The sequence below is a fragment of the Occultella gossypii genome (genome assembly GCF_019947135.1).
Taxonomy (GTDB): domain Bacteria; phylum Actinomycetota; class Actinomycetes; order Actinomycetales; family Beutenbergiaceae; genus Occultella; species Occultella gossypii.
Genome location: NZ_JAGSHT010000010.1, coordinates 247,347 through 267,538, shown reverse-complemented (window position 1 = coordinate 267,538; position 20,192 = coordinate 247,347). Strand labels below are relative to the sequence as shown.

The window sequence follows — 20,192 nt, the reverse complement described above, 5'->3', positions numbered from 1 at the left end:
GTCTCAGCGCTCGGGCACCTGGCCCGCTCGGGTGCGGTGCCACGGGCGGGTCAGGCGTTGTCGTCGAGTGTGTCGATCTGGCAGATCACGGTGCCGGAGCCGATGGTCTGGCCGACGGCGGCCGTGAGGCCGTGGACCCGGCCGGCGCGGTGGGCGACGAGCGGCTGCTCCATCTTCATGGCCTCGAGGACCACGACGAGGTCGCCCTCGTTGATGATCTCGCCGTCGGCCACCGCGACCTTCACGATCGTGCCCTGCATCGGGCTGGCGAGGGCGTTGCCGCCACTACCGACCGCGCTGCTCGCGCGACTCGCGGAACGGCGCGGCGGACGCTTCGGGTTGCGCGCGCGACCGCCGCCGCCGAAGCTGAGGCCGGCCGGCAACACCACCTCGAGCCGCTTGCCACCCACCTCGACGACCACCCGCTCGGTGGCCGCCTCGGTCGGGGCGGGTGCGGTCGGCGCCGCCGCCGGGATGGGGCGGTCGCCGTCGACCTGCGGGGTGAGGCGCTTGGCGAACTCGCTCTCGATCCAGGTGGTGTGGACGCGGAAGTCCTCGACGCGCTCCGCCGCGAAGTCGTCATCGGCGAGCACCGCGCGGAAGAACGGCAGGACCGTGGGGATGCCGGTGACCTCGGTCTCCGCGATGGCCCGGCGGGCTCGCTGCAGGGCCTGGGTCCGTGTCGCGCCGGTGACGATGACCTTCGCCAGCATGGAGTCGAAGGCGCCGGAGATGACGTCCCCGCCGACCACGCCGGAGTCCACCCGCACGCCCGGGCCGCTGGGCCAACGGAGCGTGTTGATGGTGCCGGGGGAGGGCAGGAAGTTGCCGAACGGGTCCTCGCCGTTGATGCGGAACTCGAACGAGTGGCCGCGCGTGCTCACCTCGGTGTAGCCCAGCGGCTCACCGGCCGCGATCCGGAACTGCTCGCGGACGAGGTCGATGCCGGCGATCTCCTCGGTGACGCAGTGCTCGACCTGCAGGCGGGTGTTCACCTCGAGGAAGGAGATGGTCCCGTCGGTGCCGATGAGGAACTCGCAGGTGCCGGCGCCGCGGTAGCCGGCCTCGCGGAGGATGTCGATGGACGCCCGCCGGAGCTCGGCGTCCTGCTCGGGGGTGAGGAACGGCGCGGGGGCCTCCTCGACGAGCTTCTGGTGGCGGCGCTGGAGGGTGCAGTCGCGGGTGGAGACCACGACGACGGTGCCGTGCTCGTCGGCCAGGCACTGGGTCTCGACGTGCCGGGGCCGGTCGAGGAACCGCTCCACGAAGCACTCACCGCGGCCGAACGCGGCGGTGGCCTCGCGGACCGCGGACTCGAACTGCTCGTCGATCTCCTCGACGGTTCGGGCCACCTTCAGCCCGCGGCCGCCACCGCCGAAGGCCGCCTTGATCGCGACCGGCAGGCCGTGCTCGGCGGCGAAGGCATGCACCTCGCTGGCGTCGGCCACCGGGTCGGGCGTGCCGGCCACGAGCGGTGCGCCGGCCCGCTGGGCGATGTGCCGGGCGCTGACCTTGTCCCCCAGGGCGTCGATCGCGGCGGGCGGCGGGCCGATCCAGGTCAGTCCCGCGGCGATCACCGCGCGGGCGAAATCGGGGTTCTCGGAGAGGAAGCCGTACCCGGGGTGGATCGCGTCCGCGCCGGATCGGCGTGCCACGTCGAGGATCTTGGCCGAGTCGAGGTAGGTCTCCGCGGCGCGGACCCCGTGCAGCGCGAACGCCTCGTCGGTGAGCAGGACGTGCTGGGCGTCGCGGTCGGAGTCGGCGTACACGCCGACGGATGCGATGCCGGCGTCCCGACATGCGCGGGCCACCCGGACCGCGATCTCACCACGGTTGGCGATGAGCACCTTGCGCAGCGGTTGGATCTGGGTGGTGGTCGCCGCGCTGGTCGACATGCACTCTCCTCGCTCGGTCGGCGCGCCGTCGCTACGCCTGTGGTCCAAGCCGGTCACCGCCCCTCGGGCGCACCAGCGTCGGTCCACGCTAGTCCTGCTGCAGCGATGTGCCCAATTGCGACCCCCGGGTGCCCAGAAGTCTGTCCTTCGACGCAACCCGCCTCCAAGTCGTTTGTGGAGTCTCTACAAACGGAGCCGTAGGTTGCGCCCCGGCTCGCGGATGGCGTAGTGCAAGAGGTACAAACTTCAGGTCCGGCGCCGGGCTACGCCCAGAAGTCCGTCCAGGTCAGCCCGAGCTCGGCCAGCATCGTCCGCAGCAGCGGCAGGCTGATCCCGACGACGCCGTGGTGATCGCCCTCGATCCCGGTGATGAAGGCGGCCCCGCGCCCGTCGATCGTGAAGGCGCCGGCCACCCGGAGCGGCTCGCCGGTACCCACGTAGGCCTCGATCTCGGCGTCGGTGATGTCGGCGAAGTGGACGGTGGTGCTCGAGACCTTCCCGACGCTGCGTCCGTCCGAGCCGACGAGCCAGTGGCCCGTGTGCAGCACGCCGGTCCGGCCGCGCATCCGGTGCCAGCGTCGCACCGCACGCTCGGCCGTGCCGGGCTTGCCCAGTGCGCGGCCGTCGAGGTCGAGCAGCGAGTCGCAGCCGAGGATCACGTCCGGCCGGTCGGCGGTGGTTGCTCCGGCGGACGCGCGGGCGACGTGCTCGGCCTTCGCGCGGGCGAGGATCAGGACGGCCTCGGCCACCGTGGCGGCGGGTTGGCCGGCCGGTCGGGACCGGGCGTGCTCGGCCAGGATCGCGTCCTCGTCGACGTCGGCGACTCGGATCAGGGGCTCGACGCCGGCGGCGCGCAGGGTCGCGGCGCGGGCCGGGGACGCGGAGGCAAGAAGCAGCGTGCTCACCCGGTGAGGGTAACCGCCGGGCGGGCCACCGCCGTCGAAGGTGTGCCCGCCTCAGTCCTGCTCGGGTAGCCCGACCTGACGGGCGGAGGCGGCAGCGAGCGTGTCGAGGTGCTCGGCGTGGCGGGTGATGCTGCGGACGTAGTGACCGAACAGCTCGAACGAGATGGCCCCGAACAGCTCACTCCAAGCGTTCACCACCCGCAGCGGGTCGGCCGGGTCCAGGTCGTCCGGGACGGCCACGCCGAGCTCACGGATCGTCGCCATGAGGGCCTCGGCGTCCGCCCGCAGGCCCGCGGTCGGCGCTGGGTCGCTGAGGTCGAGGCGCTCGGTGAGCAGTCCACGCCGTGCCGCGTGGAAGAGAATCTCGGCGAGGCGGACCACCACGCGGGTGGCCGGCTCGACCGTCTCCGGTGGCGCGGCGTACCCGATCACGGGCGTGCCGTAGAGCAGCGCGTACTCGTGCGGGTTGGCCACGGCCCAGTCCCGGGTGCTGTGCCAGACCCGGTGCCAGCGGGTGGTCACCCGATCCGGGGGGAGGGCGTCATCGGCGTCGGTCACGGCTGCGCCGAGGCGGGAGTAGCCCTCGACGAGCAGGGCCGTGAGGATGTGGTCGCGGCTCGCGAAGTACCGGTAGACGGCGGACGGCGAGATGCCCAGTTCCCGGGTGACCGACCGCACCGACAGCCCTGCCGCGCCGACCTCTCCGAGCTGGCGCCGAGCCACGGTGATGACGTCGTCGATCATCGCCCCGCGGGCCCGTTCGCGCGGTGTCGTGCCGCGTGGGCCGGTGCCGGCCGACGGCGTGGGTCCCGGCGGGCCGGACGGGGCGTGCTGCATGGGCGCGAGCTGCTTCCGGTCGAAGAGTGTGAACAGTGTTCTTGACATGCCAGCCTACCCGGGTGAACACTGTTCGCAACAGAGAACACTGTTCACAGAATGGAGGAATCATGGCTCAGATCGTTGTCCTCGGCGCCGGACCCATCGGTGCGACCACGGCCCGACTCTTCGCCGATCGTGGTGACCGGGTCACGGTCGTCACGCGGTCGGGGACCGGACCGCAGCGGCCCGGGATCACCCGCGTCGCGATGGACCTCTCGGCCGGTTCACGCTCCGCGGACTCGCTCAGCGACCTGACGGCTGACGCGTCCGTCATCGTCAACGCCGTCAACCTGCCGTACGCGCAGTGGGCGACGGGCTGGCCGCCGATCCACCAGGCGATCATGGCGGCCGCCGAGTCGAGCGGCGCCGTCCTGGCCGTCGCCGGCAACTTCTACCTCTACGCCGCGGGTTCCAGCCCGATGACGGCCCGGACCCCGATCGACCCGCCCACCCGCAAGGGTGCCGTTCGGGCTCGGATGTGGGCGGACCTCGTCCAGGCGTACGAGGCGGGCCGGATCCGGACCCTGGAGCTTCGTGCCTCGGACTACGTCGGTCCGCAGGTGGTCTCCACCGAGGGTGCCCACGCCGGCCCGCGCCTGGTCGACCCGGTCCTGCGGGGCAAGCGCGCCGCCGTCGTCGGCGATCCGGACGCCCCGCACACGTGGACCGCGGTCGACGACATCGCCCGGACCATCGTGACCCTCGCCGAGGACGACCGCGCCTGGGGCCGCGCCTGGCACGTGCCGAGCGCGCCCGCGCGATCGATCCGGCAGGTGGCCGACGACGTCGCGAAGGCCGCCGGTCTGCCCGGCGCACGGGTCTCCCGGATCCCACGCCTGGCACTGCGTGCCGTGGGGATGGTGCAACCGCAGATGCGGGAGATCATCGAGATGCTCTACCAGTTCGACGACACGTTCGTCGCCGCGCACGAGGAGACCACCGAGGTCTTCGGCCTCACGCCGACGCCGTGGACGCAGACCGTGGACGCCGTCGCCGCGGCGGCCCAGGCGCGGATCTCGCGTGCCGGTGCAACGGCGGCGGTGGGGGTGACACAAGCACGGTGACGGCAGACCACCCGCGGCGACCTGCCGCGAACGTGGTCACGGGCAGGACACGGGTGACATTGCGCCCGCGGAACCGGGGGGGAGCGGCGAGATGGACAGGGTCAACGCCCGACACAGGCTGGGCATCTGGGTTCTCGGTGTGCCGGCCGCGGCCGTCGTGGGGTTCGTGCTGGGCGGATGCGGGGTGGCGACGTCCGGTCCGGCGCCGATCGACTCGCCCTACTCCGCGTCCGAGCCCACCGACCCGGCCGTCTCCTCGGCGGCGCCGGAAAGCTCCGTGATCGGGGCTTCGCGAACCTCGGACGCCGCGCCCCCGGAGTTCCGGGACCGGGAACCGCTGCCGGGTTGCGGCGACGTGGTCTTCGAGCAGGGCGCGTTCGTGTGGCCCGCCGACGTCGTGACCTGCCTGAACGCGGCCGGTGGCCCGGACGGTCCGGGTGCCGAGGTCGCGGTCCAGGGCCCGACGACGGAGGGCGATCCGATCGTCACGTACTACCGCGTCGGCGCCGGCATCGACGGCGTCGAGATCTTCACCGACGCGACCCAGGACAGATACGGGTCGGGGACCTGGGGGTACCGGACCTGTGCGGACACGGCCGAGTTCGACGAGGCCGGCCCGCTCTGTGAGCGGGCCTGAGCCGGTCCGGCATCCGAGCGGCCGCGCCCGCCGAACCGGGTCACGCTGCGAGCGCCGTCGAGAACCGCAGCAGCACCACCGAGTGGTCCTGGCTGTGCCACACCGCCACGGGTGCGTACAGGGCGGGCGGCTCAACGCCCCCGGCCCGGGGCACGACGCCGCCGGGGATCGTGACGACGTGTTCGATGCCGGCGCCATCCCGGTAGGTCACCGACCCCTCGATGCCGAAACTCCGTGTGTTCCCCTCCTTCAGGGTCACGTCGCTCAGTCTGCCGATCGTGTACTCGGGGTCCGCCACCAGCCGGGGCCAGCCGGCCAGCCAGGCCTTCTCCTGGGCTGCCACCTTCCGCTCGGCCTGCCTGAAACGAAACGCGAGGAGTCCGGCGACCAGTCCCACGGCCACGAGGATGGGAGGGCCGGGGAGCTGCAGGATCGCGAGGATCACGCTGAGGATGAGCAGAACGGCACCGAGCCACACCAGCCGGACCGCGACGGAGGCCCGCGGGCCGGGGTCCTGCAGGTCCGCCGCCGCCGGCGGCGTATCGAAACCCTCCGCGGTCGGGTAGTAGACCGCGATCACCACAGGATCGGCGGCCGACCGGGCCACACCGCCGTCGGGCGTGGCGTCCGGCCCGCCGCCGGACTGGGTCACGCCAGCGCCTCGCGCAGGGTGTCCAGGCCGACGGAACCGACGTCCAGGGCGCGCCGGTGGAACGCCTTGAGGTCGAAGTCGGCGCCCTCGCGGGCGGCCGTCTCGTCCCGGATCTGCTCCCAGAGCCGCTGGCCCACCTTGTAGGCGGGCGCCTGCCCGGGCCAGCCGAGGTACCGGTTGAGCTCGAACCGCAGGAAGCCCTCGGCCATGTTGGCGTTCGCCGTCAGGAACGGCCATGCCTTCTCGGCGTTCCAGGTGCCGCCGCCCCACTCGTCCGGGCACGGCTTGCCCAGGTGCACGCCGAGGTCGATGACCACCCGTGCGGCCCGGAGCCGCTGACCGTCGAGCATGCCCATGCGGTCGCCCGGGTCGTCGAGGAAGCCGAGATCGGCCATCAGCCGCTCCGCGTACAGGGCCCAGCCCTCGCCGTGTCCGCTGACCCAGCAGGCCATCCGGCGCCAGCGGTTCAGCAGGGCGGAGCGGTAGACCGTCTGGCCGACCTGCAGGTGGTGACCGGGCACGCCCTCGTGGTAGACGGTGGTCTTCTCGACCCAGGTGTCGAACTCGGTCACGCCCGCCGGCACGGACCACCACATCCGGCCCGGCCTGGAGAAGTCCTCGCTCGGGCCGGTGTAGTAGATGCCACCGGACTGAGTCGGTGCGATGCGGCACTCCAGCCGACGGACCGGCTCGGGGATGTCGAACTGGGTGTCGGCGAGGGCGTCGAGGGCGGCGTCGGAGGTGGTCTGCATCCACTCCCGCAGCGCCTCCGTGCCGTGGAGTTTGCGGGCGGGATCGGCGCTCAGCGCGGCCATGGCGTCGCGGATGGCCGTGCCCGGACCGCCGATCTGGGCGGCCACCTGCTCCTGCTCGGCGACGATCCGCGCGAGCTCCTCCAGGCCCCACTCGTAGGTCTCGTCGAGGTCGATCGCGGCGCCGAGGAAGCGGCGCGAGAAGCGCGCGTAGCGCTCCCGCCCGACGGCGTCGTCGGCCGGGGCCTGGTCGGACAGTTCTCGCAGGGCCGAGGCGAGCGTGCCGTAGGCGGCCCGGGCCTGTTCGGCGCCGTCGGCCAGGTGGCCGGCGAGCGCGCTCGCGGGTGCGGCGCCGTCGGGCTGGGCGCCGGTCGCGAAGGTGGTCCAGAACGAGGTGTCCCCGGCGAGGTCGTCGGCCTCCTTGACGCATTCCTCAACCTGGCGAACGGCGGCGACGAGGCCACGGGAGGCGGCCAGTCGCAGCGACTCGATGTACCCCTCGACGGCGCCGGGCACGGCGTGCATGCGCTCGGCGATGGTCTCCCAGTCCGCGGCCGTGTCCGTGGGCATGAGGTCGAAGATCTCGCGGATCCCCTGGACCGGCGAGGCGATCACGTTGAGGTCGGCGAGGTGCTCGTTCGCCTCGGCGAGCTCGATGAGCAGCCCTTGGCGCTCCCGCATCGCGGACTGCGTGATGCGGTCGATGTCGTCGACCGGGTCGACGTCCGCCAGGTCGGCGAGCACCTTCCGGGCGGCGGCCACGCGGGCGTCCTCGCCCGCCGGGGAGAAGTCGTCGAGCAGGTGATCGTGGCCGGGAATGCCCATCGACGTCGCGGAGATCGGGCTCAGTTCGGCGATGGTGTCGACGAAGGCGTCCGCGATGGCGTCGGTCGGCGTGGAGGTGCGGGCGGTGGGGGCTTCGGTCATGAGGCCTCACGCTACCCGGCAGGTTCGGGCGGCGCCGGACTCCGGAGTGGCTGCCCATCGGCTCGAGCGGGCGGATGCGCGCCACGGATGGGGACCTCTGTCCGTTGCCGGCCACGAAGCGCCCTTGCTCCCACGGGTAACGTGCTGCCTTATGAGTTTCGACAGCCTTGAGTCCATCCAGGCCTTCGTGCAGCAGCGTGTGACGCAGGCGCTGGCCGAGGATGCCGCCTCGCGCGGTGCAGACGTTCCGCAGTCGGGCACCGGCGAGTCGGTCGAGGGCGAGATCACCGTCGACGTCGACGGAAAGGGCTTCGTCCGGCAGGTCCGGTACGACGACTCGATCGCCGAACTGGACGCCGACGAACTCCGCGAGGCCACCCTGCAGGCGATCCAGGCCGCGCACGCGGACCTGCGGCCGGGCGGCCGGCCGGCGAAGGACCCGACGGCGGCTCTCCACGACAACAGCGTGGATCAGGCCTACCGGGACTACTTCGACCAGCGGATGGCCGGCGGCGCGAGTGGTCCGTTCGGGGCGGGCGGCGCGTTCGGCGGTCCCCGGCCCGGTGGGACACCGGGACCCGGCCAGCCGGGCGGCACCCAGACCAGCATCTGAACCAGTACGGGGGAGTGTGAATCATGACGGAAGTAGTGGCCGATTTCGGCGCGATGGAGTCCTATTGCGGGCAGACGAGCTCGAACGCCGCACAGTTCGATGAGGCGGTCCAGGCGGCCCAGGTCGGGACGGCGTTGTCGCCCATCGCCTTCGGGATCCTCTGCCAGTTCCTGACGCCGGCCGCCGTCGCGGTCCAGGGCGCGGTGCTGGGCGCCATGACCATCACGAGCGCCGCGGTGCGCGCCGGTGAGGGTGGCGTGCGGGCATGTGCCACCTCCTATCGGGAGACGGACGAACGGATCGCCGTCGGGTTCAAGGGGATGGCATGAACGACCTCATCGCCGTCAACGCCGGCGACCTGTTCCACACCTACGAGGCGCTCGCGAACGATCCCTGGAGCATCGGCGACAACATCGCCGGGGTCGGTCCGCTCCGCAACTACGTGGGCGACCTCGCCAGCGGCGACTGGGCGGGCGCCGTCTGGAACGGCGCGCTGACCGTCGCCGCCGTCGCGTCCTGGGCCATCGACCCGTTCGGCACCCTGCTCTCCAGCGCGGCGGGCTTCCTGATGGACTACATGCCGCCACTACCCATGATGCTCGACGCGCTCGCGGGCAACCCGGCAATGGTCGAGGGCATCTCGGCCACCTGGTCCAACGTGGCCGGCCGGCTCAGCGAGGTCGCAGCGGCGCTCGAGACCGAGTTGGCGCAGCTCATGGCGCGCTGGACGGGCCCGGCCGCGCTCGCCTACGAGGCCTACATGCGGACCGTGATCACGGTCATCAAGGCGGAGGGCATCGCCGCCGTCGGGATCGGGGCCGGTATGGCGATCGCGAGCGTGATCGTCGCCATCGTGCGGGAGATCACGAAGCAGATCATCGCCGACCTGGTCGGTCGCCTGATCGCCTACATCATCGAGACGGGCGCGACCCTGGGCGTCGCCCTGCCGATCGTGATCGGCCAGGCCGTGACCGCGATCACCAACACGATCCTGCTCGTCACCGACTGGTCCGGCAAACTGGTCCGGTGCGCCGAGCAGGGGATGGAGTTGATGACCATGATCGGTGACGCCCTCGGTCAGCTCCAGGCGGCTATCTCCGTGATTCAGTCCGGCGTCAACCAAGGTCAATCAGCGGCAGGTGGATGATGACTCAGGACCCAGCGGCCATCCTGGCCCAGCTCGACCAGATCCGGGCCGGCGCCGAGCAGCGCGGCCGGGCCGCCCAGCGTGCCACCCAGCGGATGCAAGCGATCCGGGTCGAGGCGTACTCGCCGCGCCGGGAGGTGCGCGTCGTGCTGGGTGCGAGCGGACTGGTCGAGGACGTCGAGTACTCGCACGCGGCACCGACCTCGTCGCCGCTCGCCCTGGCCCGCGCCTTCCAGCGCGCCCACGACGACGCGATCGAGAAGTGGTCCGAGGCCATGGACGCGATCAACGACGAGGAGTTCGCGGGAGACCCGGTGCTGCACTCGGCCATGCGCACCGCGGCACACGAGTCACTGCCGCCGCGACTCAGCGAGCCGCCGGAGTGAGGCGAACCCGGTCCGGGGGCGACCCGACACGGACGGAGCGCCGCGATGGCTGATCTCCTCCTGGTCGTCGCGATCGCGGTGCCCGTCCTGATCGGCGTGGCGATCGTCGTCGCAGTGGCGAGCAGCCAGCGCAAGGTCGGCGGTTCGGTGGCCGTGGATCGCGAGCAGTCCGTCGGCGGCTGGCTGGTCGCCTCGGGCTGGCAGGCCGGCCCGACCGAGGGGGCGCAGTTCCCGCCCGCGCTGCGGGCGGAGGCTGCCGTCCCGCAGCGGTGTGCGCTCAATGCGTCCGGAACGGTCGACGGCGTACCCGTCACCGTTCAGCTGTGGTCGGCCCAGTACCGCCGCAAGACCAATCCGTGGCGGCACTCGCTGTTCCTGAGCCTGGTCATGGCCGGCGCCCCGGCCCAGGTCCCGCACGCCGCGCTCGCCGACGCCAACCAGTCACCCTGGGTGCTCATGCACCTGACCCCACCGCTGGCGCAGACCCGGATGCAGCGCAAGCTGGGCCTGCTCACCTGGAACGTGGACGACGGCCTCGCCGCTCGGCTCGCGCCCTTCGCCGGCGCACTCGCCGGCACCGGCGCCTGGCTGATCCTGAACCAGGGCCTGGTCGCCGTCGCCGGCCATGACCAACCGACACCGAGCGAACTCGAGTCACGCACGCGGCTGGCGGCCGCCGTCGCCCGTGCCTTGAACTGAAGGCACGCACGACGGCGACCGGTTGGGCCCGCCCGCCTACTCGACCGGAATGAACTTCGCCGCGCTGGTGCGCAGGTAGTTCGCGACGGCTCCGTTGGAGACCACCACGTTCCCACCGGTGCCCGCCTCGAACGGGTACCGCCCGAGCAGGATCCAGCGACTGCCGCCGGTGGTCTGGTCGATGTCGACGACGTCGGTGCCGCCCGAGAAGGAGACCGTGTAGCGGGCGCCGACGGTGCTGTTGGTGTGGTTCGGCACCCATACCCACACGTCGTAGGAGCCCGCGCCGGTCAGGTCCGGCGTCCACGTCGCGGTCGCGGAGGTCACGTTCGTGGTCCGGGTCGGCGCGCTCAACCATCCCGGCACGCTCGACGGCGTCCAGGTGCCCTGCTCGGCGTAGCCCGGGTCCGCCGGGGTGATGATCGTCATCGGCAGCGCCGTGATCGAAACGGTAGCGGCAGCGGACTCGTTGCCGGACAGGTCCACCGCGCGGACCTCGATGGCATGCTCGACGTTGTTCGCGAGCTCGTCGAGGGAGTACCCGAGCCGCGGGAAGTCCGGGTTCGCCGGGTGGCCCACCGGTCCGTCCGGGTTGGCGAGGGTGCCGTCCACGTAGACGTTGTAGCCGAGCAGGTCGACCTCGTCGTTCTGCGACCAGTACAGGATCCCTCGCTCGTTCGCCGCCTCGCCGACGAGGTCCGCGGGAGCAGCCGGGGCGAGGGAGTCGCTGGGGATCCGGACCCGGGCCGGTCGCGACGGCACCGATTCGTTGCCTGAGGCATCGACCGCGGTCACGGTGAGCATGACGGTCGTGCCGGCGCGCATCTCGCCCATCGTGAACGAGGTCCGGTGCACCGGGTTGCCGTTCACGCGCTGACCGTCGAGGTAGACGTGGTAGCCGACCACGTCCGCGGCCGCGCCGGCCCGCCACTGCCACGTGAGCGCGAGGTCGCCGTTGCCGGGATCGGCCTCGATATCGCCGTCGAGGCGCAGCGGGGCACTCGGCGCTGTGACGTCCGGCGTGGGCACCGGGACGAACCGCACCGCGTCTCCTCGCACATATCCGGGCGTCCCGTACGGCTTGCTGAGCTCCACGAAGCCGGTGCTGCCGGCCTCGAACGTGTAGGTGCCGAGCGGTGCCCAGCGATCGACGCTGGTCACCTCGACCGGGGTCGCGCCCGTCGCGTGGGTCACCGTGTACCGGGCGACGGCGGTGTTCAGCTCGTGCGAGGGCGTCCAGGCGTAGACGGCGTACGTCCCGCCGTCGGCCAGCGTGGGCGTCCAGCGGGCGGTGGACGCCGAGTCACTGGCGAACCGGGTCGCCGAGTCGAGCCATCCGGTGACCGCCGCAGAGGACGCCCAGTTGCCGGTCTCGGTGTAGCCCGGGCCGCCGTCGTCGACGACGACGGCCGGGGTGAACATCACGGCGTCCGTGCGCAACGTGCCCACACCGTCGGTGCCGGCGACCACCCGGACGCCCTGCCCCGTGCCCGGGGCGAAGCCGTAGGAGCCGAGGCTGACCCACTGCTGGCCGGCGGTGGACTGATCGATCACCACGTCGGAGGTCCCGCCGTCGTGGGTCACGGAGAAGTGCGCGGCGGTGGTGCCCGTGGACAGGAAGCTGGGGTTCCAGGCCAGCACCTCGTGGGATCCGGCCTCGGTCAGGTCCGGGACCCAGGTGGCGGAGGCGTCCGTCGACAGGGCGCGGCGGGTCTCGCGGTCCTGGAAGCCGAAGGCCTCCTGGTTGCCGCCGGTGACCGTGTCGGAGTCCTCCCAGTCACCCTGCTCGGAGTAGCCGGGGTCGCCGTTGTCCACGACCACGCTGCCCGGGGTGGCGCCGTTCGGGTCCGCGGTGGGTGCGTAGTAGCGGAAGTAGTCCCAGGTGGTCTCGCCGGGGAGGTTCGTCTCGTCGACCGGGGCGGTGTACCCCAGCGTGGTGAGCCAGATGCTCTGCAACCCGTGCGGGCCGGAGAACGCCTGGACCCGCGCCAGTTCGCCGTCGACGAAGTACCGGATCTGGTCCGGCAGCCACTCGAATCCGTAGGTGTGGTAGCCGTCGGAGGAGTCCGGGCCCGTGTAGAGGCCACCCTGGTTGCCCACGTGATGCGGCACGAACCAGTGCGAGTGGTGCGCGATCCGGTCGGGTGCGTGCGAGTCGATCTCGAACCCGTCGATCTCGTTGATCCGGTTGTTCGGGCCGCGGTAGTCCGGGGTGTCCGGCATCGCGTCGGACAGGCCCGTGGTCCAGAACGCCGAGTGGAAGCCCTGGTCGCCCCACAACTGCGCGCGGGTCTCGTAGTAGCCGTAGCCGAACCACTCCTGCGAGATCACGCCTCCGCAGGTGTAGTCCGGGCCGAAGCTGTCGTCGGCCACGAGCGCGATGTGCATCAGCCCGTCGGCGACCGAGACGTTCTCGGGCCGGTTCATGCACTCGGCCTTCTCGCCCTCGCGGTAGTACCAGGCCGACGTGTCGAGGCCGGTCCCGTCGGCCCGGGTGCCGTCGAACTCGTCCGCCCAGGCGAGCGCATAGCCGGGTGGGATGTCCGGTGCCGGTTCCGTGGGTGGCAGATCCGCATCGTCCGGCCCGACGGCGGTGGCGACGCCGGGCAGAGGCGTCAGCGTGAGCGTGGCGAGGACCAGGGCGAACGTGGTCGCCGACGTGAGGACAGGACGGACGCGCATGGCGATACCCCCGAGTGTGATGCCGCCCTTCGTCGGGCGGCGTTCTTCGATGCTCGTGGGATCACCCTAACTCTGTGTGGTCGTATCGTCCATCATGTAGGAGAGTGAGCGTGCATCTAGATGGAACATCCAGAAATGTCGAAGGGTGTGCACGGGGCACTTCTCCCCATGTCGACCGTTTGGAGGCGCCCCGCCCAGTCGTGCATCCTCGTACGGTGGAGTCACAATCCGAGATGCTCGAAGCCGTCCGCGCCCGGATCCGGGCCCAGCTCGAGGATGCGCAGGCGAAGGCGACGGCGCTCGCCGGTGAGGACCTTCCGGACCGTGGGATCGGTGAGTCGGACGACGGCATCGTGCAGGCGACGGTCGATCGTCAGGGCCTGCTGGTGGACGCACAGTTCGGGCCGCAGATCATCGAGCTCACACCCGAGGAACTGCGCGAGAATATGATGGGAGCCCTGGCTGCCGCCCGCCGCGATCTCACCGGTGGCGCGACGCCCCGCCGGCCGGACCCGAGCCTGCTGACGGACACCTCCACGATCGACGCGTTGGACGACATCATCAACGGGAGGCTCTGAGACATGGGATTCGACCTCGAGGTCGACACGGACGCGGTGCGCGCCCACGCGGCCGACGTCAGTGGGATCGCCGCACGGATCGGGGAGGCCACCTCGGCGGCCGGCACCGCAATGACCATGGGGCCCCACGCGTTCGGCATCCTGTGCAGCTTCCTCACCCTCCCGGCGAACGTCGTGCAGGGTGCCGGGCTGGCCGGGATCGCGGGCAGTCAGGCCGTCGTCGGCGGGCTCGGCACCACGCTGACGTCCATCGCGGACAACTACGACGCCGTCGACCAGGTCACGGCCGGCCGCCTCACGAAGTTCATCGAGTCGCTGTGAGTGAACTGGTAGCGTCCGCCGTCAACGACCGGCCCGAACTGGGCGAGTGGTACAAGAGCCTCAAGATCGTCGGGCCGATCGACCAGACCGTGACCTCGGTCCAGGACGGGAACTGGGCGGGAGCGCTGTTCGGGCTCGCGGGCGGTGTGACCGACCTCGCGGACGCCGTCCTCGACCCGATCGCCACGCTCGCCTCGAGCGTCGCCGGATTCCTGCTCGACTACATGCCGCCGCTTCCGGAGTTCCTCGACATCCTCGCCGGTGACCCAGCCGAGGTCACGGCGATCTCGGACACCTGGTCGAACATCTCCGGCCACCTCACCACGGTCGCCGCCGACTTCGATGCCGCCGTCGAGACGGCCCTGACCCCGTGGGTCGGCCTGACCGCGGACACCTACCGGGAGGTCGCGAACGTCACCAGCGGCACCATCTCCTCGATGGCGGGCGTCGCGACCGGCCTGAGCGTCGGGTTCGCCATCGCGAGCGGCATCGTCGCCGCGGTCCGCGCGATCGTCAGGGACCTGATCGCGGACCTGGTCGGCAAGCTCATCTCCTGGGTGGTCGAGTGCCTGGCCACGGTCGGCATCGGGCTGGCCTGGATCGGGGCGCAGGCCTCGGCGGCGATCGCGAAGTGGAGCACGAAGGCCGCGGACTGGATCCAGAAGGTCACCGAGGCCATCGAGAAGTTCGCCACGCTGGTCCAGAAGCTCGACGGTGCCCTCACCGAGTTGGTCCCGTCGCTGAAGAAGCTCGAGGGCATCCTCAACATGCCGGGCGGTCCGCAGTTCGGCGATGCCATCCCCGGCATCGCCGGGCTGGGCAATGCCGGGTACCAGGGAGCGACGAACTGATGTCCTGGCAAGCCGGCTACGAGGAATCACTGAGCAAGCTCAAGGCACTCACCGAGATCGCCACGACGCGAGCTTCTGCCATGCAGGGCGCCAACGCGCGCCTGGGCGGCGTCCGGATCGAGTCGTGGTCGCCGCAGCGGGACGTCAAGGTCGTGATCGACTCGACGGGGCTGATCCAGGACGTCGAGTTCACCGAGGCCGCGACCAGGTCCTCGCCCCTGGCGCTGAACCGTGGCCTGATGCGGGCGCACGACGACGCCCTGCGCGCCCTCGCGGCCCAGGTCGAGGAGATCGCCGCGGACGAGCTCGCGGACTCCCCGGAGCTGCGGGAGTCGCTGCAGAGCACGTACCGGAACGGGCTGCCGCAGCGGATCTTCGACGACGCCCCCGAATGAGCCGATCCGAGCACCAAGCACCCACCCCCTCGGGGCGCCCACAGCACGACCGGACCCGGCGCGGTCTGCCGATCGTGCTCGGCGCCGTCGTGGCGCCGGTCGTGGTCCTGGCGTTGTTGGCCGCCACGGGCGTGCTGGGCCGGATCGGGCAGCCCTGGACCACGATCATCGTCGTGGTCCTGCTGGTCGTCGCGTTCGGCGCCGGCGCCATGCTGTACGCCCGGGTCGCCGAGACGCGGGCGGTCGCCGAGGAGCAGGTCTACGACGGCGAGTGGTCGGGCTGGGCGCAGGCGAACGGCTGGCGTGTGCAGACGCAGGAGACGCCTCACCCGGGGCTCGTGCCGCTGGCGCTTCCGCGTGGTCACCGGCTGGTGGGGCCGCGCAGGGCGATGGCCGGCCGGGTCGACGGGCGTGACGCGCGGGTCGAGTCCTGGCGCAGCGAGGAGCCGCTGCACCGGGTCAACGCCTACGGCGAGGCCCGGCGCGAGCTCGTGGTGCTGGCCGCCCGCGCGCCGCTGCCGGTCTTCGCGGCCGGGGTGAACGCCGATCGCGGGTTCGATCGCTGGGAGCCGTTCCCGGGCATCGTGGGGGGCCACGGCATGACCCTGCACTCCGGTCCGGAACTGCCCGCGAAGGTGACCCTGATGGCGGCGCCGACTGATCTCCCGGCCGTGACGCCCGTCGTCGCGTTCCTGCTCGGCGAGCTGGTCGGGCACGTGGATGCCCCGGTGACCGTGGCCTCCGACGGCACCCGCGTGGTGGTCTCCGCGCCGGACGGCACGGGACCGGGCGACCGGGCCCAGCGGATCGGTCTGGCGCAGTCGTTCCTCGCCGCGTTCGGGGCCTGAGCGGCGTCGTAGGGGTCGCTGGGCCGGGCGCGCAGCCGGCTCGGTCAGGCCCGGTGGGAACTCCACCGCCAGGCCGCACGGCCCGGGCGGACCGGTAGGCCGAGGTGGTGCCCGGGGTCGCGCCACACCGAGGTGTGGGTGCCGTCGTCGATGTCGTCCGGCGTGCCCGCGCGGGCGGCCAGGATCCCGGCGACCAGTGCGGCCAGCTCGACGTCGTCGGGCTCACCGCGCATGACCCGGACCACGTCGTCAGGCACCTCGCCGACGGCGGCGTAGGTGCCGTTCCCGTTCCCGTTCGGCGCACTCATAGCGGGATGTTCCCGTGCTTCTTGGCGGGCAGCGATGCCCGTTTCGTCCGCAGCGCCCGCAGCCCGCGCACGATCTGCGTGCGGGTCTGGGACGGCTCGATGACGGCGTCGACGTAGCCGCGCTGCGCGGCGTCCCACGGGTTCACGATCGCCTCCTCGTACTCGGCGACCAGCCGGGCGCGCTCGGCCTCGACGTCGCCGCCGCTCTCGGCCACCTTCTTCAGTGCGCCCCGCTGGAGGATGTTCACGGCGCCGCCCGCGCCCATGACGGCGATCTGCGCCGTCGGCCAGGCCAGGTTGATGTCCGCGCCGAGCTGCTTGGACCCCATCACGATGTAGGCGCCGCCGTACGCCTTGCGGGTGATCACGGTGATCAGCGGGACGGTGGCCTCCGCGTAGGCGAAGATCAGCTTCGCGCCGCGGCGGATGATGCCGTTCCACTCCTGGTCGGTGCCGGGCAGGAACCCGGGCACGTCCACGAACGTGAGCACCGGGATGTTGAACGCGTCGCAGGTGCGCACGAACCGGGCGGCCTTCTCGGCGGCGTTGATGTCCAGCGTGCCGGCCATCGTCTGGGGCTGGTTCGCCACGATCCCCACGGGGTGGCCCTCGACGTGCCCGAACCCGATGATCACATTGCGTGCGTACAGGGCCTGGACCTCGAGGAACTCCTCGTCGTCGAGCACGTGCTCGATGACGGTGCGCATGTCGTAGGGCTGGTTGTCCGAGTCCGGGATCAGGGTGTCCAGCTCGAGGTCGGCGTCGCTGACGTCGAGGTCCGCCTCGACCGGGTACGTCTCCGGATCGGTCAGGTTGTTCGTGGGCAGGTAGTGCAGCAGTGCCTTGACGTAGTCGTAGGCGTCGTCCTCGTCGGCGGCGAGGTAGTGGGCCACCCCGGAACGCTCGTTGTGGGTGTGTGCGCCGCCGAGCTCCTCGAAGCCGACGTCCTCGCCGGTGACCGCGCGGATCACGTCCGGGCCGGTGATGAACATGTTCGAGGTCTGGTCCGCCATCACGATGAAGTCGGTGAGCGCGGGGGAGTAGACGGCGCCGCCGGCGCTCGGGCCGAGGATCAGCGAGATCTGCGGGATCACCCCGGACGCCGCCACGTTGCGGCGGAAGATCTCCGCGAACTGGGTCAGCGCCGCGACGCCCTCCTGGATGCGGGCGCCACCACCGTCGGAGATCCCGATCAGCGGCACCCCGGTGCGTAGGGCGAGGTCCATCACCTTCGTGATCTTCTGACCGTGCACCTCGCCGAGGGACCCACCGAACACGGAGAAGTCCTGGGAGTAGATGCACACCTGCCGGCCATCGATGGTGCCGTACCCGACCACGACGCCGTCGCCCGGGATCTTCTTGGCGTCCAGGCCGAAGTTGCTGGAGCGGTGGGTGGCGAAGGCGTCCAGCTCGACGAAGCTGTCCTCGTCCAGCAGGCCCTCGATGCGTTCCCGCGCGGACCGCTTGCCACGCGCCGCCTGCTTCTCGGACGCGACGGCCGCCAGGGACCGAGGACCCTTCTCGTTGCGCGCATCGAGATCGGCGATCTTGCCGGCAGTGGTGGTCAGATCGGGGGCGTCGGAAGAAGTCACATCAGGCACTGTAGTTGTCACAGATCGCCAACGCGGTTCGGGGAGGCGACGTGTCGGGGCCGGGCCCCGTTGTGGGATCCCTACAAGGTCAGCCGACGGGACGCGCAGTCAGTGACTCACGGACTGGGGCGAATCACCCGGCGATGCCAGCCGAGCACGAGCGGCACCACCACCAGCTCCAGCACCAACGCCCCCTGGAACACCGGGTGCGGACGGCCCACCTTGCGCACCGAGAGCAGCCTCGGTATCCCACCGACGGCCGCCAGACCGAGCACGGACCGGGTGACGGCGGACCGCTGCTCCGGGCGGCGCAACGACCACCACAGCGTTCCGCCGGCTGCGGCCCAGAAGAGGTTCACGAACCGGTACTCGCTGTCCACGCTGGCGGTGGTCGGCCCGCCGCCGGGTGCAGCCGCCGGCCCACCGATCATGGCGGACAGACCCGTGGCCACCGGCACCGCGCCCAGCGTGGCGATCGTGGCGAGCAGTGCCGTGCGTTCTGCTGGTGTGACCGGGCGCATGCGACCCACAGTAGGTGCCCGCCGGGCACTCCCGCACCGGCAGGCCCCGCGGTGCGGTGGCACACTCCCTCGGTGGTCAGGCCGGGACGCCGATGTACTTCGTCTCCAGGAACTCCTCGATGCCGACCCGGCCGCCCTCGCGGCCCAGCCCGGACTCCTTCACCCCACCGAACGGTGCGGCGGGGTTGGAGACCACCCCGAGGTTGAGGCCCACCATGCCGGCCTCCAGGGCCTCACTCACGCGCAGTCCGCGGGCCAGGCCCTCGGTGAACACGTAGGAGACCAGGCCGTACGGGGTGTTGTTGGCGCGGCGGACGGCCTCGGTCTCGGTGTCGAACTCCGAGATCGCCGCCACCGGGCCGAAGATCTCGGTGTGGCACAGCCGCGCATCGTCGGGAACACCGGTGAGCACCGTGGCCGGGTAGAAATTGCCGGCGCCCTCGGCGCGCGTACCGCCGGTGCGCACCTGTGCGCCGCGTCCGGTCGCATCGGCGACGAGCGCGGCGACCTTGTCCACGGCGGCCCGGTCGATGAGTGGGCCCACCACCACCCCGTCCGCCACGCCTCGACCCATCGGCAGCGCCGCCATCCGCTCGGTGAGCCGGCGGGTGAACTCCGCTGCCACCGTGCGGTGCACCAGGATGCGGTTCGCCGCCGTGCAGGCCTGGCCGATGTTGCGCATCTTCGCGGCCAGGGCACCGGCCACGGGGGCGTCGAGATCGGCGTCGTCGAAGACCAGGAACGGGGCATTGCCACCGAGTTCCATCGAGGTGCGCATCACGGTGCGGGCGCAGAGCTCGAGCAGGTGCTTGCCGACGGCGGTCGAGCCGGTGAAGGAGAGCTTGCGGGCCCGGCCGTCCAGGATGAGCGGCGTCATCACGTCCGCGGCGCGGCTGGTGGTGATCACGTTCACCACCCCGGCGGGTAGGCCGGCCTCGGTCAGCAGGTCCACCAGGGCCAGCGTGCACAGCGGAGTCTGCGGTGCCGGCTTGATCACGCAGGTGCAGCCCGCGGCCAGGGCCGGGCCGATCTTGCGGGCGCCCATCGCCAACGGGAAGTTCCACGGCGTCACGAGCAGGGACGGCCCCACGGGCTGGCGGGTGATCAGGAACCGGGACCCACCACCGGGCGCACTCATATAGCCGCCGTCGACGCGTACCGCCTCCTCGGCGAACCAGCGCAGGAACTCGGCGGCATAGACCACCTCGCCGCGGGCCTCGGTCAGCGGCTTGCCCATCTCCAGCGTCATGATCAGCGCCAGCCGATCCGCGTGTTCGAGCACCAGGGCGTGCGCGCGGGAGAGGATCTCACTACGTGCCCGCGGCGACGTGCTGGCCCATCCGGCCTGCGCGGCCACGGCGGCATCGAGCGCGCCGGCGGCCTCTCCCGGATCGGCGTCGGCCACGGTGCACAGCACCTCGCCGGTGGACGGGTCCTCCACATCCATCCGGCGAGCGGTGCGCTGCCACGCACCACCGATGAACAGATCCGTGGGTACGGACGCGATCGCGTCGGGCTCCAGCATCGCCTGCCTCCATTG

The 20,192-nt window shown here is 71.6% G+C and carries 22 protein-coding genes; 12 read left to right on the top strand and 10 right to left on the bottom strand.

Going from position 1 to position 20,192, the window contains the following annotated elements; all coding sequences use genetic code 11:
* Positions 1-50: 50 nt before the first annotated feature.
* The 3 genes from KCQ71_RS10190 to KCQ71_RS10180 form a co-directional block, all read right to left on the bottom strand.
* A complete protein-coding gene (locus KCQ71_RS10190) occupies positions 51-1,895 on the bottom strand; it encodes an acetyl/propionyl/methylcrotonyl-CoA carboxylase subunit alpha (protein ID WP_223405443.1) in 1,845 nt (614 codons plus the stop codon).
* Positions 1,896-2,158: 263 nt separating this feature from the next.
* Positions 2,159-2,800 (bottom strand): Maf family protein, encoded by a 642-nt coding sequence (locus tag KCQ71_RS10185; RefSeq protein WP_223405441.1) that lies wholly within the window; start codon positions 2,798-2,800, stop codon positions 2,159-2,161.
* A 51-nt stretch (positions 2,801-2,851) separates the two neighbouring features.
* The gene (locus tag KCQ71_RS10180; protein WP_223405439.1) at positions 2,852-3,685 is read right to left on the bottom strand and encodes a TetR/AcrR family transcriptional regulator; all 834 of its coding nucleotides are present in this window, start codon (positions 3,683-3,685) and stop codon (positions 2,852-2,854) included.
* 62 nt (positions 3,686-3,747) lie between these two features.
* Between KCQ71_RS10180 and KCQ71_RS10175 the strand changes: the two genes are divergently transcribed.
* Both KCQ71_RS10175 and KCQ71_RS10170 read left to right on the top strand, forming a co-directional pair.
* A complete protein-coding gene (locus KCQ71_RS10175) occupies positions 3,748-4,743 on the top strand; it encodes an NAD-dependent epimerase/dehydratase family protein (RefSeq protein ID WP_223405437.1) in 996 nt (331 codons plus the stop codon).
* Positions 4,744-4,834: 91 nt separating this feature from the next.
* Positions 4,835-5,380 (top strand): hypothetical protein, encoded by a 546-nt coding sequence (locus tag KCQ71_RS10170; protein ID WP_223405435.1) that lies wholly within the window; start codon positions 4,835-4,837, stop codon positions 5,378-5,380.
* A gap of 40 nt (positions 5,381-5,420) precedes the next feature.
* Here the strand turns inward: KCQ71_RS10170 and KCQ71_RS10165 are convergent, their stop codons facing one another.
* On the bottom strand, positions 5,421-6,032 hold the full coding sequence (locus KCQ71_RS10165) for a hypothetical protein (RefSeq protein WP_223405433.1): 612 nt from the start codon (positions 6,030-6,032) through the stop codon (positions 5,421-5,423).
* Positions 6,029-7,711 carry a DUF885 domain-containing protein gene (locus KCQ71_RS10160; protein WP_223405431.1) on the bottom strand — a complete coding sequence of 561 codons (1,683 nt, stop codon included), beginning with the start codon at positions 7,709-7,711 and terminating at the stop codon, positions 6,029-6,031. Before KCQ71_RS10160 ends, KCQ71_RS10165 begins: the two co-directional genes overlap by 4 nt.
* Before the next feature lie 151 nt (positions 7,712-7,862).
* Between KCQ71_RS10160 and KCQ71_RS10155 the strand changes: the two genes are divergently transcribed.
* Genes KCQ71_RS10155 through KCQ71_RS10135 form a run of 5 tightly spaced genes read left to right on the top strand, consistent with a single transcriptional unit; the run spans position 7,863 to position 10,556 of the window.
* Positions 7,863-8,324 (top strand): YbaB/EbfC family nucleoid-associated protein, encoded by a 462-nt coding sequence (locus KCQ71_RS10155; protein WP_223405429.1) that lies wholly within the window; start codon positions 7,863-7,865, stop codon positions 8,322-8,324.
* Between the two features lie 23 nt (positions 8,325-8,347).
* Positions 8,348-8,653 (top strand): hypothetical protein, encoded by a 306-nt coding sequence (locus KCQ71_RS10150; RefSeq protein WP_223405427.1) that lies wholly within the window; start codon positions 8,348-8,350, stop codon positions 8,651-8,653.
* Positions 8,650-9,471 (top strand): WXG100 family type VII secretion target, encoded by an 822-nt coding sequence (locus KCQ71_RS10145; RefSeq protein WP_223405425.1) that lies wholly within the window; start codon positions 8,650-8,652, stop codon positions 9,469-9,471. Before KCQ71_RS10150 ends, KCQ71_RS10145 begins: the two co-directional genes overlap by 4 nt.
* Entirely contained in the window at positions 9,471-9,857 is a 387-nt protein-coding gene (locus KCQ71_RS10140; RefSeq protein WP_223405423.1) for a YbaB/EbfC family nucleoid-associated protein, read from the top strand. The genes KCQ71_RS10145 and KCQ71_RS10140 overlap by 1 nt, the downstream gene beginning before the upstream one ends.
* Positions 9,858-9,902: 45 nt before the next feature.
* Positions 9,903-10,556, top strand: a complete 654-nt coding sequence (locus KCQ71_RS10135; protein ID WP_223405421.1) for a hypothetical protein — start codon at positions 9,903-9,905, stop codon at positions 10,554-10,556.
* Between the two features lie 36 nt (positions 10,557-10,592).
* Here the strand turns inward: KCQ71_RS10135 and KCQ71_RS10130 are convergent, their stop codons facing one another.
* On the bottom strand, positions 10,593-13,238 hold the full coding sequence (locus KCQ71_RS10130; protein WP_223405419.1) for a golvesin C-terminal-like domain-containing protein: 2,646 nt from the start codon (positions 13,236-13,238) through the stop codon (positions 10,593-10,595).
* 215 nt (positions 13,239-13,453) lie between these two features.
* Here KCQ71_RS10130 and KCQ71_RS10125 point away from each other — a divergent pair, with 215 nt between their 5' ends.
* The 5 genes from KCQ71_RS10125 to KCQ71_RS10105 are packed head-to-tail and all read left to right on the top strand — an operon-like array spanning position 13,454 to position 16,231.
* Positions 13,454-13,816 carry a hypothetical protein gene (locus KCQ71_RS10125; RefSeq protein WP_223405418.1) on the top strand — a complete coding sequence of 121 codons (363 nt, stop codon included), beginning with the start codon at positions 13,454-13,456 and terminating at the stop codon, positions 13,814-13,816.
* Positions 13,817-13,819: 3 nt separating this feature from the next.
* Positions 13,820-14,137, top strand: a complete 318-nt coding sequence (locus tag KCQ71_RS10120; RefSeq protein WP_223405415.1) for a type VII secretion target — start codon at positions 13,820-13,822, stop codon at positions 14,135-14,137.
* Positions 14,134-14,988, top strand: a complete 855-nt coding sequence (locus KCQ71_RS10115) for a hypothetical protein (RefSeq protein ID WP_223405413.1) — start codon at positions 14,134-14,136, stop codon at positions 14,986-14,988. Before KCQ71_RS10120 ends, KCQ71_RS10115 begins: the two co-directional genes overlap by 4 nt.
* Complete coding sequence (locus tag KCQ71_RS10110) at positions 14,988-15,383, top strand: YbaB/EbfC family nucleoid-associated protein (protein ID WP_223405411.1); 396 nt, start codon at positions 14,988-14,990, stop codon at positions 15,381-15,383. Before KCQ71_RS10115 ends, KCQ71_RS10110 begins: the two co-directional genes overlap by 1 nt.
* A complete protein-coding gene (locus KCQ71_RS10105; RefSeq protein ID WP_223405409.1) occupies positions 15,380-16,231 on the top strand; it encodes a hypothetical protein in 852 nt (283 codons plus the stop codon). Before KCQ71_RS10110 ends, KCQ71_RS10105 begins: the two co-directional genes overlap by 4 nt.
* A gap of 44 nt (positions 16,232-16,275) precedes the next feature.
* On the opposite strand, the gene KCQ71_RS10100 is transcribed toward KCQ71_RS10105, so the two are convergent.
* The 4 genes from KCQ71_RS10100 to KCQ71_RS10085 all read right to left on the bottom strand — a co-directional run bounded on the left by KCQ71_RS10100 (position 16,276) and on the right by KCQ71_RS10085 (position 20,177).
* Positions 16,276-16,539, bottom strand: coding sequence for an acyl-CoA carboxylase subunit epsilon (locus KCQ71_RS10100; protein ID WP_223405407.1), 264 nt, complete (start codon positions 16,537-16,539; stop codon positions 16,276-16,278).
* A complete protein-coding gene (locus KCQ71_RS10095) occupies positions 16,536-18,131 on the bottom strand; it encodes an acyl-CoA carboxylase subunit beta (RefSeq protein WP_372453991.1) in 1,596 nt (531 codons plus the stop codon). Before KCQ71_RS10095 ends, KCQ71_RS10100 begins: the two co-directional genes overlap by 4 nt.
* A gap of 116 nt (positions 18,132-18,247) precedes the next feature.
* Entirely contained in the window at positions 18,248-18,652 is a 405-nt protein-coding gene (locus tag KCQ71_RS10090) for a DUF4345 domain-containing protein (protein WP_223405405.1), read from the bottom strand.
* A gap of 76 nt (positions 18,653-18,728) precedes the next feature.
* Positions 18,729-20,177 (bottom strand): NAD-dependent succinate-semialdehyde dehydrogenase, encoded by a 1,449-nt coding sequence (locus KCQ71_RS10085; protein WP_223405403.1) that lies wholly within the window; start codon positions 20,175-20,177, stop codon positions 18,729-18,731.
* Positions 20,178-20,192: the final 15 nt, after the last annotated feature.

Coding starts and splice junctions, on each gene's coding strand:
- KCQ71_RS10190 (WP_223405443.1), bottom strand. CDS start 1,895: ATGTCGACCAGCGCGGCGACCACCACCCAGATCCAACCGCTGCGCAAG.
- KCQ71_RS10180 (WP_223405439.1), bottom strand. CDS start 3,685: ATGTCAAGAACACTGTTCACACTCTTCGACCGGAAGCAGCTCGCGCCC.
- KCQ71_RS10175 (WP_223405437.1), top strand. CDS start 3,748: ATGGCTCAGATCGTTGTCCTCGGCGCCGGACCCATCGGTGCGACCACG.
- KCQ71_RS10170 (WP_223405435.1), top strand. CDS start 4,835: ATGGACAGGGTCAACGCCCGACACAGGCTGGGCATCTGGGTTCTCGGT.
- KCQ71_RS10160 (WP_223405431.1), bottom strand. CDS start 7,711: ATGACCGAAGCCCCCACCGCCCGCACCTCCACGCCGACCGACGCCATC.
- KCQ71_RS10155 (WP_223405429.1), top strand. CDS start 7,863: ATGAGTTTCGACAGCCTTGAGTCCATCCAGGCCTTCGTGCAGCAGCGT.
- KCQ71_RS10150 (WP_223405427.1), top strand. CDS start 8,348: ATGACGGAAGTAGTGGCCGATTTCGGCGCGATGGAGTCCTATTGCGGG.
- KCQ71_RS10145 (WP_223405425.1), top strand. CDS start 8,650: ATGAACGACCTCATCGCCGTCAACGCCGGCGACCTGTTCCACACCTAC.
- KCQ71_RS10140 (WP_223405423.1), top strand. CDS start 9,471: ATGACTCAGGACCCAGCGGCCATCCTGGCCCAGCTCGACCAGATCCGG.
- KCQ71_RS10135 (WP_223405421.1), top strand. CDS start 9,903: ATGGCTGATCTCCTCCTGGTCGTCGCGATCGCGGTGCCCGTCCTGATC.
- KCQ71_RS10130 (WP_223405419.1), bottom strand. CDS start 13,238: ATGCGCGTCCGTCCTGTCCTCACGTCGGCGACCACGTTCGCCCTGGTC.
- KCQ71_RS10120 (WP_223405415.1), top strand. CDS start 13,820: ATGGGATTCGACCTCGAGGTCGACACGGACGCGGTGCGCGCCCACGCG.
- KCQ71_RS10110 (WP_223405411.1), top strand. CDS start 14,988: ATGTCCTGGCAAGCCGGCTACGAGGAATCACTGAGCAAGCTCAAGGCA.
- KCQ71_RS10105 (WP_223405409.1), top strand. CDS start 15,380: ATGAGCCGATCCGAGCACCAAGCACCCACCCCCTCGGGGCGCCCACAG.
- KCQ71_RS10100 (WP_223405407.1), bottom strand. CDS start 16,539: ATGAGTGCGCCGAACGGGAACGGGAACGGCACCTACGCCGCCGTCGGC.
- KCQ71_RS10090 (WP_223405405.1), bottom strand. CDS start 18,652: ATGCGCCCGGTCACACCAGCAGAACGCACGGCACTGCTCGCCACGATC.
- KCQ71_RS10085 (WP_223405403.1), bottom strand. CDS start 20,177: ATGCTGGAGCCCGACGCGATCGCGTCCGTACCCACGGATCTGTTCATC.